The 15,437-nt window shown below is 58.2% G+C and carries 12 protein-coding genes and 2 pseudogenes; 6 read left to right on the top strand and 8 right to left on the bottom strand.

Annotated features, from left to right (window positions below):
* Positions 1 to 28: 28 nt before the first annotated feature.
* The 4 genes from ACTGJ9_RS29980 (at position 29) to ACTGJ9_RS29965 (ending at position 3,103) form a co-directional block, all read left to right on the top strand.
* Complete coding sequence (locus ACTGJ9_RS29980) at positions 29 to 574, top strand: hypothetical protein (protein WP_456674006.1); 546 nt, start codon at positions 29 to 31, stop codon at positions 572 to 574.
* Positions 575 to 770: 196 nt separating this feature from the next.
* The gene (locus ACTGJ9_RS29975) at positions 771 to 1,628 is read left to right on the top strand and encodes a YncE family protein (RefSeq protein ID WP_456674005.1); all 858 of its coding nucleotides are present in this window, start codon (positions 771 to 773) and stop codon (positions 1,626 to 1,628) included.
* A 38-nt stretch (positions 1,629 to 1,666) separates the two neighbouring features.
* The gene (locus ACTGJ9_RS29970; protein ID WP_456674004.1) at positions 1,667 to 2,416 is read left to right on the top strand and encodes a hypothetical protein; all 750 of its coding nucleotides are present in this window, start codon (positions 1,667 to 1,669) and stop codon (positions 2,414 to 2,416) included.
* Positions 2,417 to 2,515: 99 nt separating this feature from the next.
* Positions 2,516 to 3,103 (top strand): QcrA and Rieske domain-containing protein, encoded by a 588-nt coding sequence (locus tag ACTGJ9_RS29965; RefSeq protein WP_456674003.1) that lies wholly within the window; start codon positions 2,516 to 2,518, stop codon positions 3,101 to 3,103.
* A 228-nt stretch (positions 3,104 to 3,331) separates the two neighbouring features.
* Here the strand turns inward: ACTGJ9_RS29965 and ACTGJ9_RS29960 are convergent, their stop codons facing one another.
* From ACTGJ9_RS29960 to ACTGJ9_RS29925, 8 genes and pseudogenes are all read right to left on the bottom strand, one after another.
* On the bottom strand, positions 3,332 to 4,285 hold the full coding sequence (locus ACTGJ9_RS29960) for a thermonuclease family protein (protein ID WP_456674002.1): 954 nt from the start codon (positions 4,283 to 4,285) through the stop codon (positions 3,332 to 3,334).
* An 81-nt stretch (positions 4,286 to 4,366) separates the two neighbouring features.
* Positions 4,367 to 6,178 (bottom strand): GMC family oxidoreductase, encoded by a 1,812-nt coding sequence (locus tag ACTGJ9_RS29955; protein ID WP_456674001.1) that lies wholly within the window; start codon positions 6,176 to 6,178, stop codon positions 4,367 to 4,369.
* Between the two features lie 141 nt (positions 6,179 to 6,319).
* Positions 6,320 to 7,000 (bottom strand): hypothetical protein, encoded by a 681-nt coding sequence (locus ACTGJ9_RS29950; RefSeq protein WP_456674000.1) that lies wholly within the window; start codon positions 6,998 to 7,000, stop codon positions 6,320 to 6,322.
* A 1,734-nt stretch (positions 7,001 to 8,734) separates the two neighbouring features.
* Entirely contained in the window at positions 8,735 to 9,835 is a 1,101-nt protein-coding gene (locus ACTGJ9_RS29945; RefSeq protein WP_456673999.1) for an alpha/beta fold hydrolase, read from the bottom strand.
* Positions 9,836 to 9,876: 41 nt separating this feature from the next.
* A pseudogene (locus tag ACTGJ9_RS29940) lies at positions 9,877 to 10,146 on the bottom strand (alpha/beta hydrolase); the annotation flags it as partial.
* Positions 10,134 to 10,670 carry an alpha/beta hydrolase fold domain-containing protein gene (locus ACTGJ9_RS29935; protein WP_456678675.1) on the bottom strand — a complete coding sequence of 179 codons (537 nt, stop codon included), beginning with the start codon at positions 10,668 to 10,670 and terminating at the stop codon, positions 10,134 to 10,136. The gene ACTGJ9_RS29935 and the pseudogene ACTGJ9_RS29940, both read right to left, overlap by 13 nt.
* 307 nt (positions 10,671 to 10,977) lie before the next feature.
* Complete coding sequence (locus ACTGJ9_RS29930; protein WP_456673998.1) at positions 10,978 to 11,634, bottom strand: alpha/beta fold hydrolase; 657 nt, start codon at positions 11,632 to 11,634, stop codon at positions 10,978 to 10,980.
* Positions 11,586 to 12,044: an alpha/beta hydrolase family protein gene (locus ACTGJ9_RS29925; protein ID WP_456673997.1), complete on the bottom strand. Its 459-nt coding sequence runs from the start codon at positions 12,042 to 12,044 to the stop codon at positions 11,586 to 11,588. Before ACTGJ9_RS29925 ends, ACTGJ9_RS29930 begins: the two co-directional genes overlap by 49 nt.
* 1,215 nt (positions 12,045 to 13,259) lie before the next feature.
* On the opposite strand from ACTGJ9_RS29925, the pseudogene ACTGJ9_RS29920 reads away from it, so the two are divergent.
* Both ACTGJ9_RS29920 and ACTGJ9_RS29915 read left to right on the top strand, forming a co-directional pair.
* A pseudogene (locus ACTGJ9_RS29920) lies at positions 13,260 to 14,977 on the top strand (outer membrane protein assembly factor BamB family protein).
* 126 nt (positions 14,978 to 15,103) lie between these two features.
* Positions 15,104 to 15,436 carry a c-type cytochrome gene (locus ACTGJ9_RS29915; protein WP_456673996.1) on the top strand — a complete coding sequence of 111 codons (333 nt, stop codon included), beginning with the start codon at positions 15,104 to 15,106 and terminating at the stop codon, positions 15,434 to 15,436.
* Position 15,437 lies beyond the last annotated feature (1 nt).

The following is a 15,437-nucleotide window of genomic DNA, read 5'->3' as shown; positions in this document are numbered from 1 at the left end:
ATCTCGGTCAAATGTAAGGAGGTATCCCATGACAAGACGAAAAATGTTACTTACGTCCGTGTCCGGTCTCCTGGTTGTCCTGACGACGCCTTTAGCCGGCCAGCGGCTGGCTCTTGCGATTGGTCCGGATCAAGAACAGGCTGAATTGGCGAATGCATTGAGCGGCGCGAAGGTAAGCTTGCAGCAGGGTTTTACGGCCAGTGAACGGGAAGGTCAGCCGATTTCTGGAAAATTTGAAGTCGAAGAAGGCAAGCTCCAGCTTTCCGTCTATACCGCTAAGGAAGGCAAGTTCTTCGAGGTGATTGTCGATCACATGACTGGAAATATTGCCAAGGTTGAGCCAATAACCGAAGGCGAAGACCTCATACACGCCAAGTCGCAAAAAGCCGCAATGGACAGGGCAAAGTTCAAGCTGGCGGACGCAGCAACCAAAGCGAAGGGACAGGCAAAGCACGAGGCAACCGAGGTACTCGTCGTAAGTGCGGTCGCGGAGCTTAAGGATGACCGTCCGGAGGCCAAGATCGTCCTCCTGCAAGGGAAGAGATTCTCGACCGCTTCAGAACGGCTCGACTAGCGGTCTGCGCCCCCAAGGGACGTGCAACGTCGGAAACGGCAGATTGAACATGTGCCGAACGTCTTTCGCTATTTTGGTGGCGCTTCTTGCGGGGATTGCTCTCGCGAGGGGCCCGACGGCATCAGGTGCCGAAACCCCACCACTCGTACTGGAAGGCAAGATATCGCTCGGCGACGTGCGCGGCCGGATCGACCACATGGCGGTCGATCTGGGCCGGCGTCGTCTGTTCGTGGCTGCGCTGGGCAACGACAGCCTGGCCGTCGTTGACCTCACAGCCAAACGGCTGGATCGGCTCATCGGCCGCCTTCCGAGGCCGCAGGGTGTAGGTTACGACCAGGCTACAGATACGCTTTACGTCGCAAACGCCGGCGACGGTTCTGTGAGACTTTTCAACGACGGCGATCTGTCCCCTATTGGACAGATCGAGCTGGAAAGCGACGCAGATAACGTTCGTATTGATTCGAAGGCTGGGCAGGCGTTCGTCGGACACGGCGACGGCGCCCTGGCGATCATTGATCTCTCAACGCATAGCAAGATCGCAGATGTCCCATTGAAGGCGCACCCCGAGAGCTTTCAGCTGGATGAAAATTCGACCCGGATCTTCGTCAACTTGCCAGATGCCGGCACCATTGACGTTGTGGATCGCATCACACGCCAGAGGATCTCCTCTTGGCCTACCAACGGCAGAGGCGCGAACTTCGCAATGGCGATTGATCGGGGCCATGGGCGACTTCTTGCGGCATTCCGGCATCCGGCCGAACTCCGGGTCCTCTCTTTGACGGATGGCGCGCCGGCATCTGCGGTGTCGACCTGTGGGGATGTCGACGACTTGTTCGTTGATCCCAAGCGTAACCGTGTCTACGTCAGCTGCGGAGAGGGATTCGTAGACGTGCTTGCGGCCGCTGGCGACAGCTACGAACGAATTGACAGGATCGCGACCGCTCCGGGAGCCAGAACGTCGCTGTTCGTGACTGAGCTCGATCGATTGCTGCTCGCCGTTCCAGCGAGGGGAGAAAACAGCGCAGCAATCTGGGTGTTTCGTCCGTCGCCCTGAGATCGATGTATGACCATGCTTGCTGGGAGGTTACCTCTATGCGGTATGTTACGGCTTTATCGACCGTCCTCGCCGCGGCCGCGTGGGCCGGACCAGCCTTCGCCTATCGTCCGTTCGACGGCACCGACGCAGCTGTGGCCGCGCCGGGCGAACTCGAGGTCGAATTGCAGCCAGCAGGCGTCCAGCACGAGCAGGGAACGCGTACCCTCATTGCTCCATGGACGGTGCTGAACATCGGCTTGGGCGAAGGTTGGGAGGCGGTGTTCGAAGGCCGCGGCGAAACGCCGTTGTTTCCATCCCGTCCGACTGAGCTGATCGATGCCGGCGCATTCCTCAAGCATGTCGTTGTGCCCGGCAGCCTTCAGGAGAAGACGGGACCGAGCGTGGCGACTGAATTTGGTGTGCTCTTGCCCGATAGCACCGGCACTAGCGGCACGGGCGCAAGTTGGGCCGCGATCGCGTCGCAGCGCTGGGATTGGGGTACAGTTCATTTTAACGTGGAAACGCTGCTGACGCGCGAGCATCGGGCCGACGTCTTTGTCGGAACCATACTGGAGGGGCCTGCAAGCTGGAAAGTGCGGCCGGTCGCAGAGGTGTTCTACGAGAAGGAGTTTGGTCTCGAGGAGACTGTTTCGGGGCTTGTAGGACTGATTTGGCAGGTCAACGACAAGCTCTCTTTCGATGTCGCCTACCGCCACGCGCTGACCAACGGCCGTTCCATCGACGAAATTCGAGGCGGATTGACCTTTGCTGTCCCCCTTCGCTTCGAGGGAGCCCACAAACCGTGATTGTGCCGGTGGGGCGGATGATAAGAACCGGCGGCTGGCGCCCTCGTTTCGACGGACTCGCGGCTTGAATATCTATCGTCTAGCAATGCGGAGATTGAGATGATGCATTGTCCTGATCATGAACGACGTTCGCTTCTCCTGACGGCTCTGGCGACTGGCGTGTGCCTCGCAGCGAAATCGGCCGCTGCCGAGGATCAGGCGGGCAGCGATGAGCGACCACAGAAGGGCGATGTGCTTGTCACCTCTGAAGGCGAGCACGAAGGAGAGATCATCAAACCCGATGATCTGAAACTCGGAGGGCCGCCACTTCGCGCCTGGCCGAAGGATCCGAAAACGTCGGTCATCCGAAACGGTTCGCGGCTGAACGAGATCCTGGTGCTGAAACTCGAGCCGGACGAGCTTGACGACGCGAGCCGAACTCGCGCGGCTGACGGTATCGTTGCCTATTTTGCGATTTGCGCCCATGCCGCGTGTCCAGTTTCAGAGTGGGTCAAAGCGGAGCAGGGCGGCGAGTATGTCCTCAAGTGCCCTTGCCACAATTCAGAGTATGATCCCCGCCACGCGGCAGAGGTCGTGTTTGGGCCTGCCCCTAGACGATTGGCCGCGCTACCGGTGGCGATTGCCGACGGCGTGCTGGTCGTCGCTGGATCATTCGCAGGGAAAGTTGGCAGCCAATCGGGCGGGTGACCTGCCGCCCAGGGTTGCCGCTTCACGCGCGCGGAAGAACCTTTGCCTCGAGAGCGCGATGAAGCGTTCAGGCCTCCACAGATTGTGAGATGCCATCATGGGGCTGCCATGTCGGATCTTCAAAATTGGTGGAGAGGCTCCCGGGGTCAGAAATGGCTGACCGGTTTGTTGTCCGGTCCGAGCAACGTGGAGGAGCCTCCTTGAAAACCAGACTATCTGGCTGAAACTTTATTGTTTTCCCCCTGCCACAAAGTTCGCAAAATTGTGCGGAGTGGCCGAATGAACACCATTGGCCAGGAAGTCAGCAATTTCGAAACAGATGTCGGGCTTCCCACCTGATCCCGCCACCAAAAATGCCCGAAAATTCTGCGCTGTTATCTTCGCCTTCTTTCGCGGCGAGAAGTTCGTGTAGCGTCGAAACAGCTTTGGAAAGATTGCAGACCCCTTATCCGCGGCTAACACGCTCGTATCGCCGACGCGCGGTTCACGCAAATTGAAATCGAAGGGTCCAATTACTTGGGACAGGAATTTCCAGACCAAGGTTTTGTTCGATCGTGCAGTCTTGGCGAGCGCAAGCAGCGCATTGATCTCGTCATTGGTCATGCTCGAGTAGAACGTGGGATATGCCCAACCATGTTCGACCAGCCAATGATTTAGGTTGAGCAGCTTACCGTTGACCGTGACCTCAATATCGCCAACCAGCCGACCATAGGTGTCGAATACCTCGTTCGGGGTATCAACCTGCGTGATGACGCGACAATCGAGCGTGGTCTTTCCGGTTGAGCCGAGGAAGTCGTGCAGCGCCTTGGTCGAAGTAGCTCCGAGCAACTGTCGATACGAGTGCACAAGATCGTGATAGGCTTTCAGCTGCGCCGCCGGGCGCCCGCTCTTTTCCGCCGTCGAAAGCGGCGAGGGCTGATAGTGAAGTTCGGTTGCATCGATCCCCTGAAGGCGAATGGTGACTTTTCCATTTTTTATGGGCGCCGTGATTGTCCTGCCTTTGACTTTTGCGCCCTCGAAGACGTGTGTGGGATGGAAGGGTGAGGAGCCATCCTTTCGAAACTTGATTGCGTTCGGTCCGACGTTCAGCACAACTTTTGTGGTATCCGCGTCGGATCGGCCATCTGGCCAGAACTGCTTGAGTTCGATTGAACCGTCCACTTCCAGTAAACCTGCCAGCATTGATAGCTCCCTGCCAAAATAGAAGAAAAAAACTCTGGGCTGTCCCGGCGAAATGTGCCGGAAACGACTTCGTCGGACTCATCAGCTTCTCAACTGTTCTTTGATGGTTTCTGCGGCGCGCAAAGCCAGCGCAGCAACCGTCGAGGTAGGATTGGCCGTCGAGCTCGTTGGAAATACGCTGCTGCCGAGCACAAACAGGTTCGGATGGTCATGCGCACGACCATATTTGTCGACTACTGAGGTCTTCGGATCGTTGCCCATCAAGGTCGTGCCCATGATGTGGCCCGAGCCGCCGTAGATTGTGGTGTCGGGCGGATCGGCTTGCATGACGCGATCGGTCGCGCCCAATCGGTCGAAGATGAACTTGTGAACGTCGATGACTGTCTTGAACGAGTTGCGAAGGTACTCGTCGTCGTCCAGATTGTAGCTGATCATTGGCTTGGCGATGCCGAGCCCGTCTGCATTGCTTGAAAGCGTCACGCGGTTGGTCTCACGCGGAAGCTGCTCGCAGGCGCTGTTCAGGGTAATCTGACGGGTGGCATGATCGCTGATCTTCTTCCGCAGCTCGGTTCCGAACAGTCCGAAGTTCTCGACGAAATCCAGGATGGTCCCGTTCGTATTTTCGTTGCCGCTCGGGTCTTTCGGCGGAATGAAGTTGCCGCGGGGAGAGCCCGTCTTGGTGCTGGACCACCCATCGTTCTTGATCGAGGTCTTGAAGCCGGCGTACCGGGCGCGAAAATCGCCATCGCGGAATGCGGCAATATCGGAGGTGGTCTGCGGTCCGCGGAAGGGAAACAGCGGCTGGGGCGCCAGGGCAAAAGACTGCTTGATCGGATGATCCATCAGGTATCGCCCAACCTTGTCGCTGGAGTTGGCCGCTCCGGATGACAGCAAAATCCGCGGATTCTCGATCCCGTTCGCCGCAAGCACCACAATGCGTCCCGAGGCGCGGTCCTCCGTGCCATCCGGCCGCTTGTACCAGACCCGCGAAACCCACTTCTTCTCGGCATCGACGTCCAGCTTTGTGACGACCGCCTGCGTTCGCAGAACGGCGCCCGCGGATACCGCCTTTTCGACATGTATGATGGCTTCGTACCGCGCCTTGATGGGGCACAACGGCACGCAGGAGGTATGCCCGTCGCATTCGGGGCGCCCCGCAAACGGCCTGGAGTTGATCGCGTGCGGCACGGTATTGACCTTGAGCCGCAGGCCATGATCGGGCACTTTCTCGCCGTTGATGACCCTTGCGAGCTCATTGTCGAGAAAACTCGGAACGAGCGCGGGCATCGGGAACGGTTCGCTGCGATAGGCTCCCCATTTGCGCTCGTAATAGTCCTCGTTCTCCTCGTCACTGCCGGCAACGCCCATCTCGTATTCGGCTTTGACGTACCAGGGCTCGAGTTCGCGGTAGGTGATTGGCCAGTCAAATCCCACCTTGTAGAGCGTCTTCATCTTGAAATCATTCGGCAGCATCCGGATGTAGATGCCTTGCCAGTGCCAGGTGGAGCCGCCGACGATGCGCTCGTAGAAGCTCTTGAAGAAGCGCTTTTTGCTGATCGAGTCCGCGCTGTAGTCGTAATAGTTCTTGCCGCCGTCCTCGATCGGACTCGGCTGGAGAAAACGATATTTGCCGGGATCTGTTGTCGGGTTGACGTTCGGATCAGTCGGCAGGACGTCATCGCCACAGAAAGGAGAGTCCGGCGCCTTCGAGGGCGAGTTGGTATAGTTATGTACCATCGCCCAGCGGCCGAGCGAGTCGGGCGGAACGCCGCCTGCCTCCAAGATCAAGACGCGGAAACCCTCTTTCGCAACCTGATGCGCAACCATGGCGCCTGCCACGCCGGAGCCGATGACAACGATGTCAAACTCCGCATATTCGAGAATCGGTCTCATGATCGTCTCTCCGAGCAGCCATTGATCAGTGATCGGGAGCTCTGTGGTTCAAGCGATCAGAACCGGGCTCTCTTCTTGCTTTTGGAGTCGATCTCGCCTGGGTACTCTCTTCGTAAAATTCGTGATTGGCAGCCGCGGTAGTCAAGCGACCTGCGGTTTGCTGGCCCAATAGCGTCGGGGTCCGCCGGGCGTCATGGGCGCATGCGCATGGATCACCTGCCAGATCATCCCGCGGCTATATTGCTCGGGCGTGCCATAGACCCAGATTTTTTTACGGGTGTCCGCCGGATCATCCTGTAAAGGCGGCTTCGCGCCCGGGGTGATGTCCAGGGGAATGTAAAATGCCGAAATGTACCAGAGATAAATCAACTGCTTGGCACCGGCTCTCACCCCCGCATCCGAAGACATCCAGATCGACTGCTTGATCTCGCTCTCGCCCGGATTGCCTCCCGGTATCGCCCGGTACGCGCGTATGAGCAGATCCAGGTTTTTCGAGAGCTGCGGATGAGTCGCAAAGCGCTCCATGTATTGGTTCGCGATGTGCCGATCGAACTCGGCGAGGCCAGTCAGTGACTTGGATGCGCCGAGGAAACTTTCGAGATACGCAAGGTCAAGATCATAGCCGTCCGGCTTCGCTAGTGCGTCGTAGTGAACGCTGCAGAGCGGATCACCCTCTTCCCACAGCTCCATAACGGCCTTGGCCGATCCCGGCCAAAGCACGGCGGCAGTTGCACCAGCTATCGCAAACTGTTCGAGAAAACGCCTTCGGCCGAAATCGATCTTAGGCGACGATTTCGAGTACTGGGAATTGGCTGTGCTCATTGCCGTCTCCCTAGAGCCATCGTTCGTTGTCACCGCAGGTGCGGCCGAATGCAAGAATGGCAGTGTGACCCTGCACCCGGAAGGAAAAGTTGGCAAGTGAAAAACATCTAAAGTGCAATCGATAATTGAATCAACGTTTCCGTTTTTCGAGTGCACCTACCCTGTGTGGTTGTGCACTAGGAAGGAGATCAGGTCTGATGCGATTCCTTTATGATCCAGTTCACAAAGCCAGCCGCTTTGAAAAATGCTTTGCTTCGCGCAGTCAGCAAATTGAGAGGCTCAGGTTGCGCTCCGATCGGCGGTTATCCAGAAGCGGATCGCCCGCCAAGTGAAGGTGAACTAATGCGTTTCCGATCGAGCTCGTGGCCAAACTCGTTGGCGAGCTTGGATTTCTGCCGGTCTGCAGCCGTCGAGCACGTCTTTATGTCCGACCGGCTGCTCCGCTTGTGCTAACAAGGCCGCATCCTCGGAAAGAGGCGGTCACGTAGCGCTTTAGGGTCTCCGATGCTGGTGCCCGCGAATGCGTGAGTACAAACAACAGATCGCTCGTCCGCCACGCATTTCTGCGGCCGAGAGAGCGCTTTCAGATGGTGCGCAAGTCGCAATGTCAGGAAGGCTTAATTGAAGGAAGCCCCAGCCTCAGCTCAACAGATGTCCACCCTTTGCCGCAACATTTTGGACATTTGGGTGGATAGATGCGAGTGCCCGGTGTGTCTGGCTGCTCGGTCGGCAGCGAGCCAGCTCCCTTGCACTCGTCACACCGAACTTCCTTGACTTTTCGCCCTTTCATCCGAGTTCGCTTGCCTCTGCTCATGCGTGCAGAACGATTTTATCGCCGCATCTGGCAAAAGACTAGCTCTCAACGTGGTGGGGTAAGAGAGCTTCTCTTTATCTCTGCCCCGCACGGACAGGCTCGGTCGCGCAGTCGCTAAGTCCGCCATCAGATGGTGCTGCACGCAAGGTTGCTGGAGCGAGGGAACAGCATCTCATCGAAAAGCCGTTCGTGCAGGCGCAACCGGTCGCAGTCATCTCGCAGCACGCCATCCGAGAGTGGCGCAATGGCTGCATCTTGCTGGTCAATCGCCCCGGGCTGCCCGTGGCGTGCGAGGCCCCGTCTGCGGGCTTTCAGGCCTTTCGGTTCTCACCATGACCGTGACTTACCTGCTCGAGGTGCAAGAGGGCATCTCGAAGCGATGCCGGCAAGCTCACCACGGCTGCGGGCGAGCCGCCATCGGCGTTCGGGCACTTGGACTTTCCTGGGGAGGTTAGACGTGTGCTCTATAGCGGGCGCGACAGGGGCGCGTCCGTGCTGCAGAGCCACCGTTGGCATCCTTCGCTGATCTACTTCAGGTCCGCCTCGGTGGGCGCTGGCTGGCCCGCTACCCTGGGCGCTATGCTGGATCTCGCGCTCATGTTCGAACTGCTGATAGACGATCCCGCAAGCTGGCCCCGGCGGTCCTGCTCCGCGACTAGGTTCGATCGACGAGCTAAATGAACTTGCAGGGCTCCAGCCGTCGGGCGACGACACGACGGCTGCCTCCGTGCCGCGGCTCTGCGCCCGGTTGACGGCCGAAAGCGCGGAACTCGCGTCCGGGCCGCAGCGTAGCATCTCGGCACTCTGACAGCTCCGTTGATGCCGTGATCGCCCATCGGCACGGGCTGGCAGCTAGATGTCCGGGCAGCTACGGCACCAGCTTAGCGGTCCCTTGCGGAAATGGTCGAGTCCGCGCTGTGCTATTTCGAGTTCTCTGAGCTGGGCGCATCTTGCAGAAACTTGCGGACTTCATGATTTAGGTAATCCACATCGGCGGCGTTAGCACCTCCAGCCGACGCGTGCCCGGTCACTGTGCCCGGGTTTATCGTTTCCATCTTTACCTTGCGGATGTTTTTGCCCATCTCCAAAGGCTCGAATTCGGGGTTCAGAAGGTCCTTTGTGCCCGTGAGGATCAGCGTCCTGGCCTTGATGGAAGCCATTGCCTTGGCGGTGTCGCCCGCAAAACCGACCGAGTTTCCGACATCGTGTTGTTCATAGGCCCATGTCTGATAGATCCAGTCATTGGCGTCGAACGCCCTTATAGCGGCATTTTCTTGCTGTCTCATCCAGGGCAGCGCGTCCATGCCGTTGTTGAACTGAGCCTGGTACATGTCCGGCGTCCTCGCCGCGAGGAGGTTGAGAATGTCACGCCACAAACGGACTCCTTTCTCTGGGGGCACATCGTAGTTTCCGTCCTTCCATGCAGGATCATTCATGATCGCCTTACGCGACGCCTCCAAAACGGCGACCGTCCAGCCTGGGGTCTTGGCGAGGGGGACCATGGCAACCAACACACCCATGTAGTCGGGATGACTGACACCCCATTGCAAGGTCTGCATGCCGCCCATTGAAGGACCGATCACTGCGACCAGATGCTCGATACCAAATTTTTCCTTCACAAGACGGTATTGAGATTCGACCATGTCGGGGATGGAAAATTTCGGAAATTGCATTCGCGGCTGAGTCTTAGAATTGCTGGGGGACGTCGTCAGCCCATTGCCGATCGCGTCGGTGCAAATGATGAAGTACTTGTCAGGATCCAGCGCTTTGCCCGGTCCAATCATGAAGTCGATACGATGGTGATTTCCAGAGATCGCGGTCACCATCAGGACAGCATTGGATTTCTCCGCATTCAGCGTGCCATGCGTTACGTATGAGATGGCGAAGTCCTTGATAACCTCGCCGCTTTCGAGCTTCAGATCCCCTTCGCTGTACAGTTGATGGGGCGCTTGTTGTGGAGTGTGAGCCGTTGCCGGGGCCGTCAAGAGAAGGCTCAGCGAAACAATGACAATGCTTTTCATGATGGACCTTTCTGGCGGACAGGCAAGTCGCCGCTCGCCCGCTACTTGGCGAGATGCTGGTCGAAGAAGAACGCGATCTCCTGAAAGGCTTCCTTCGCCTCCGGAGACGTGTCGTCTCGATAATACTGAGCATGCGACTGGGCTTCGAAGACCTGAAGTTGGGCTTCGACATGCGCCTGGCGTAATTTGCGGTGCACTCTTACGGTGTTGCTGAGGAGCAGGTCACGCGTTCCACTGGTTAGGATAGTAGGCGGAAATCCTGTCATGTCGCCGTACACTGGCGAGAGCAGCGGATCCTTCAGATCATGCCCTTTGGCATAGACGACAGTACCTGCGTCGCAGAAGCCGTCGGGGAGACCAACACATTGTCGAGCTTGGCGTTTGTCACGAAGGTATCTCCGACCTTGGTGACATCGGACATCGGTGTCCCGGGGGCGATCGCGCCGGGGAACGGCAACCCGTCCTGCTTGACCTTGATCATCATTTCGAGCGTCAGCGCGCCGCCCGCCGAACTGCCGAAAACGGCGATCTTTTTCGGATCGGTCGTCTTGATCAGTGACTTGTACACCGTCATCCCGTCGTCGAGCGCGGCCGGAAAATAGGCCTCCGGCGGCATTCGGTAGTCGACCGACACCACCCTGAAACCGCCGAAGCCGGCCATGAACATGGCCTCGGGAAGAGCAGCTTCTCCCGGATTGAGCACGTAGCAACCGCCATGCATGTGCAGCAGCACGCGGTTCTGATTTTGAGGCGGTATTGTTTCTGGCGTCACGATGAACGCTCTTACGCCGTCGATGGTCGTCTTCTCGACTTTGACGTGAAGTCGCTCCTGCATTCCTGGAATGTTTTTCAATGTCGCCGCTGCGGTCGCTTGGACGATGGGCACCCATTCCTCGCCGGTCTTAGGCAGGATGTCCCAGCCGTTTCGAAGCGGCGCGCCGATTATCTTTGCGAGTTGCGGGCTCACGGTGCTGGGCACCGGGACTGATTTCGCAGGCACCTGCAGCGCAACCATCTCAGCCGATTGCGCCAGGCTCGCCGCAGGCAAGAGCGCGATGAAACAAATGCATCCCAAAAAGCGCAACCCGCCAGGATCAAATCCGGTCACGTGAACCTCCCTTTTTCTTTTTGTCTTCTAAAAGCTACTCACGCAGGAACTTCAGAATTTGGTCAAAGAATTCGAACCTCTTCTTCTCGAACAGCACGAAATGGGTAGCGTCGGAGATGAGGACGTTTTTCTTGCTTGGCGCGTGGATCAGATCTCGCATCAGCCCTTCGCGGTCCTCAGGGTAAGACCATGTATCGAAATTTCCGCCGATCACGAGCGTCGGCGCATAAATATTCGCGGCATTCCAGAGCGGCCGGCCCGTGGCCTGATAGAACGAATCCTCTAGGACTCCGTTCGGCGCCCTCATGCTTGCCGGGGTCCGCGAGCCGCTGGTCGGATCGGTTGCAAGACACGCGTTCCAGAATTCGGCGGGCAGCGCGGGGTCGCGGTACTCATCCTTGTTATCAAGCGGAATTTCGCCGTTCCAACGCGCCGTGTTGGCGGCCTCGGAAGCCAGCCGATATGCGCCCATGGCGAAGTTGAATTCGTACGGTCGTCGCTTGTTCTGAAGCGCGCTGCCAGGCCCGAGATTTGTATGATCGTTGAAATTGTAGAGCGGCGCGTACAGCACCAGCTTTCGGACGTTTTCGGAATGAAGCGAAGCGTAATAGCCCGCCATCATCGCGCCCCATGACCAGCCGATCAGGGTGACCTTCTTGACACCGCGCTTAGTCCTGATGGCGTCGACCATCGCTTCGACGTCGCGCAGCGCGAGATAGGGTTCTTCGACGCGGCTTCATCCATAGCGGGCTCGCGGCTCGAGCCGCCATAGTTTCGATAGTCGCCCATGTAGACGACGTAACCCTTCTTCACGAGCCAGTCGGCCCAGGAGTAGTCCTTGTACGCGAGGTCGAAGTCGCAGGTAGAGGGGCTGGTCGCGCCGTGCAGAAACAAGATGACATTGTCTTCGTTGAATGTGGTGTTGGCTTCCGCCATCTTTTCGCGCAAAAATAGCTTGATGCCCGGATCTAATGCATCGACTTGCATGTCGGTCTTGGCAATCTTGATTTCCTGTGCGCTAACCTGAGTGGCCAAGAGAAGCACCGCCGTTGTTGCTCGGGCGAAGGCGGAAGTCAGAGTGCTTCGCGCGTTGCTTTTCATGTTCCCCCCGGGAGTGTCTTGCTGTTGCTGAAGCTAGACGGAAACGAATGAGCTTCGCAACGTTCTCTGTGGGGCAAATTTTTCTATTGAGCCGTGGAATAATCGCGCACGCCGGCGCGACCAAATCGGCGTTTGTTCAGGACGGGCCGGTGCTAGCTCTGGGTGCCGTAGGTGGCGCTGCCGGGCGCGACAGACATGCGCGAAATTGTGGTCGACAAGGGTCATGCCCGCGCCTGCGAGCGAGGCGGCGTCCGAGTTGGCTCGCGGGCAAGGTCCCGGTTATTCCGCCGCCAACGACAACGACCTTGTGCGTAGGGCCGCTCCTGACGCTGTGCCGCCTGCCCGGATCGCGCACCTCGATGCCCCTGCATGAACTGATTTTTGGCGATCATACGCATGAAATGATCCCTGATGCTGAATGGCTTTTGGCAACCGTCAAACATTTAGCCTGAATGAAGAACCGCAGCGAATTTCCTTGCTCGCTAGATGCTTTCATCCGGAGGGAACGTTGAATGTTGCATCCGCATTAAGAGGCGCCGGCACTCTGGCCGGCGCACAAAGAGGAGCTTTCATCAATGAGGAAGATTTATCTAGGAGTGCCGATCAGCGCCGCATTGTTGGCTATCGGTGCATTCGCAAACGCACAAGGAACTTCGACGGGTGGGTCGAGTGGTCACGATCTCAAGCAATGCTGGGACGTGGCTAACAAGGTGGTTCGGGACGTAAGCGGCGCCACCGCAACTGGGCCATCTGGAAATACCACCGTCGGCTCAACAACATCAACCGGGTCAAGCTCTGGCACTTCTTCCGCTGCTCCTTCCGGTACGAGTGCCAACGCCAATGCTTCCTCGCGCCCGCCAGGAATGCCTGACTGCTAGCGATCCGATCGCGCCGGTTAAACTGTACTCCCCCGCTTAACGGGGTTTTTTTTTTGAGCGAGACAGCTGCGCCACCCGCAAGACAGGCTCGCTTTCGGTAAGTGCCGCTGACATTCACTGGTGTGCGCATTCCATCGTTGCACGAGATGTGATCCGGCGTAGTCTACGACGCTGGGCGGGGTGCAAACAGCAGCCAGTCCAGTCAGCGTAGCCCATTTGTGAACCGAGCACTTGCGGGCAACCGATACGCGATGACGAAGAAACGCCGCGTTTGCACGGCGACACTCTTCGGAGGCGGTCTACTTAGTCCATAAAGAAAAAGCGGGAGGAACTCTAGATGAAGAAGCTGTGGCGTTATTCGTGTTTCCCTGTTGTTGTTATTGGCATGACGCTCATGGCGTCATCGACATTTGCGCAATCCGTTGATACGGCGCGGATCGAAGCAGCCGGTCAGAACGACTGGCTGACCTATCACGGCTCATACAAGTCGTATCACTACAGCCCCCTGGCACAGATCAATCCCAGCAATGTGAGTAACCTGAGTGTCGCCTGGATCCATATTCCGGGACGTTCGACACGAGGATTACAATCGATGCCTCTCGCGGCCGATGGAGTGCTGTACTACACGGGCTCCTATAGTCGTACCTTTGCACTGAACGGCGCAACCGGCGAGGTAATCTGGTCCTACTTCCCCGAGCTGGACGAGGCGTTGATCGCGCGGCAGACCCACTCACCCTACAATCGCGGTGCCGCCATCGGCGAGGAAAGGTCTACGTCGGAACGATGGACGGCCGCCTCATCGCGCTGGACATGAAGACCGGAAAGGTCATGTGGGACACCAAGCTGATCGATTCCCAAAAGCTGACCGTTGGTTTCACCGGAGCGCCGCTTTACGCCAAGGGCACGGTGGTGATCGGCGCGCAAGGCGGCGAATGGCCGGGCCGGGGTCCCATCTTCGGTGTTGATGCCGCAACCGGCAAGAAGAAATGGGAATTCCTGACGGTGGCCGGCACCGACGAAGCCACGAAGACCTGGGGCAATGACTCGTGGCGCACGGGCGGCGGCGGCGGCTGGATGCCTGGCACTTACGACTCCGAGAACAATACAATCCTGTGGGGCACTGCCAACCCGGCGCCGCTCTACGACTGGTCGGGAGCCGATTACAAGACGCAAGGGGCGCGTCCGGGAGACAATCTCTATACCAGCTCGGTGATCGCACTCGATATCGATACCGGCAAGCTGAAATCCTATCATCAGGAACTACCTCACGACGCCTGGGACTTCGACAGCGCGGTCGGCGAGTTCGTGATGCTCGATCGCGATGGCCAGAAGTACATCGTCCATCCGAACAAGAGCGGATATATTTTCGTTTATGACCGCAATCTCGGTGTCAAGAACGTGTGGCGGATCACGCAGAACAGCAATTTCGTCAAGAACATTGATCCCAAGGCGGGTGAACTGATCGGCCGCCGCGACTTCTCCGCGGGGAAGGTTTCCGAACCATTGTGCCCACACATATCTGGTGGGGTGAGCTGGAATTCCGGATCGTACAACCCGAAGACAGGCCTCTATTACAAGCTCGGCCAGGAATGGTGCATGACGCTCGAAGTTCAGAAGACGACTCCGATCGTTGCTCCTCAGGCCCAACTCAACATCGGAGCCGACTTCAAGATCGCGCCGCCGCCCGGCGGTGAGATCTATGGCCACCTCGACGCGCGCGATCCGATCACCGGCGCCAAGAAGTGGGAAGTGCGCTTCCCCGAGCCGCCGCTCGGAAGCGTATTGTCGACTGGAGGCAATCTGGTGTTCGTGCCGGACTCGCGCGGCACGGTCCATGCCTACGATGCTGACTCCGGTGCCGAATTGTGGAGCCACGGCGACGGCACCGGCCACCAAGGCGGCATCATCAGCTATGCCGTTAATGGCAAGCAGTACATCGCAGTCGTCGCCGGCTTCGGCGGCATGGCGTCGGATGACTACGCGCCGACTTTCGGCGGCGTCTACAAGAGCATGCCTCGTGACGACGGCGCGCTCATCGTCTACAGTCTGAAATAATGCTCGTGACGCCGGAAGGGAGCGGCTTGACGCCGCTCCCTCTATCAAAGCGGAGCTAACGAAGCTCGGCGCAAATTGGATCCCTGAGAGGTAGGGTTGGCCGGTATGCGATTGGCTTGGAAGATCATGACGTTGTCGACCTCGACACTGGCCGCGCTCCTTACGATTTCCAGCTTGCCCTCTCGCGCGCAGCAACCTACTCCGGGCGCTCCGGATAACCAACAGCTCGATGTCGGGCAGTTGTTCGCGACCACCTGTGGTTGGTGTCACTCCGACGGCGGTCGCGCTGCCGGCAAGGGGCCGCAGCTCATGGACACCAAACGAGATGACGACTTCATCCGCAACCGCATCAAGAACGGCAAGGAAGGCGCGATGCCGGCTTTCGGCGCGACGTTCAGCGATGCGCAGATCGACGAAATCATCAAATACATCCGCGCCCTGAAGCCACATGAAGGCTAGG

Source organism: Bradyrhizobium sp. RDM12 (assembly GCF_051917485.1).
GTDB lineage: Bacteria > Pseudomonadota > Alphaproteobacteria > Rhizobiales > Xanthobacteraceae > Bradyrhizobium.
Note: the sequence above shows the minus strand (reverse complement) of the source record. Positions and strands in the feature narration are given on the sequence as shown.

Coding starts and splice junctions, on each gene's coding strand:
- ACTGJ9_RS29980 (WP_456674006.1), top strand. CDS start 29: ATGACAAGACGAAAAATGTTACTTACGTCCGTGTCCGGTCTCCTGGTT.
- ACTGJ9_RS29975 (WP_456674005.1), top strand. CDS start 771: ATGGCGGTCGATCTGGGCCGGCGTCGTCTGTTCGTGGCTGCGCTGGGC.
- ACTGJ9_RS29970 (WP_456674004.1), top strand. CDS start 1,667: ATGCGGTATGTTACGGCTTTATCGACCGTCCTCGCCGCGGCCGCGTGG.
- ACTGJ9_RS29965 (WP_456674003.1), top strand. CDS start 2,516: ATGATGCATTGTCCTGATCATGAACGACGTTCGCTTCTCCTGACGGCT.
- ACTGJ9_RS29960 (WP_456674002.1), bottom strand. CDS start 4,285: ATGCTGGCAGGTTTACTGGAAGTGGACGGTTCAATCGAACTCAAGCAG.
- ACTGJ9_RS29955 (WP_456674001.1), bottom strand. CDS start 6,178: ATGAGACCGATTCTCGAATATGCGGAGTTTGACATCGTTGTCATCGGC.
- ACTGJ9_RS29950 (WP_456674000.1), bottom strand. CDS start 7,000: ATGAGCACAGCCAATTCCCAGTACTCGAAATCGTCGCCTAAGATCGAT.
- ACTGJ9_RS29945 (WP_456673999.1), bottom strand. CDS start 9,835: ATGAAAAGCATTGTCATTGTTTCGCTGAGCCTTCTCTTGACGGCCCCG.
- ACTGJ9_RS29935 (WP_456678675.1), bottom strand. CDS start 10,670: ATGCAGGAGCGACTTCACGTCAAAGTCGAGAAGACGACCATCGACGGC.
- ACTGJ9_RS29930 (WP_456673998.1), bottom strand. CDS start 11,634: ATGGTCGACGCCATCAGGACTAAGCGCGGTGTCAAGAAGGTCACCCTG.
- ACTGJ9_RS29925 (WP_456673997.1), bottom strand. CDS start 12,044: ATGAAAAGCAACGCGCGAAGCACTCTGACTTCCGCCTTCGCCCGAGCA.
- ACTGJ9_RS29915 (WP_456673996.1), top strand. CDS start 15,104: ATGACGTTGTCGACCTCGACACTGGCCGCGCTCCTTACGATTTCCAGC.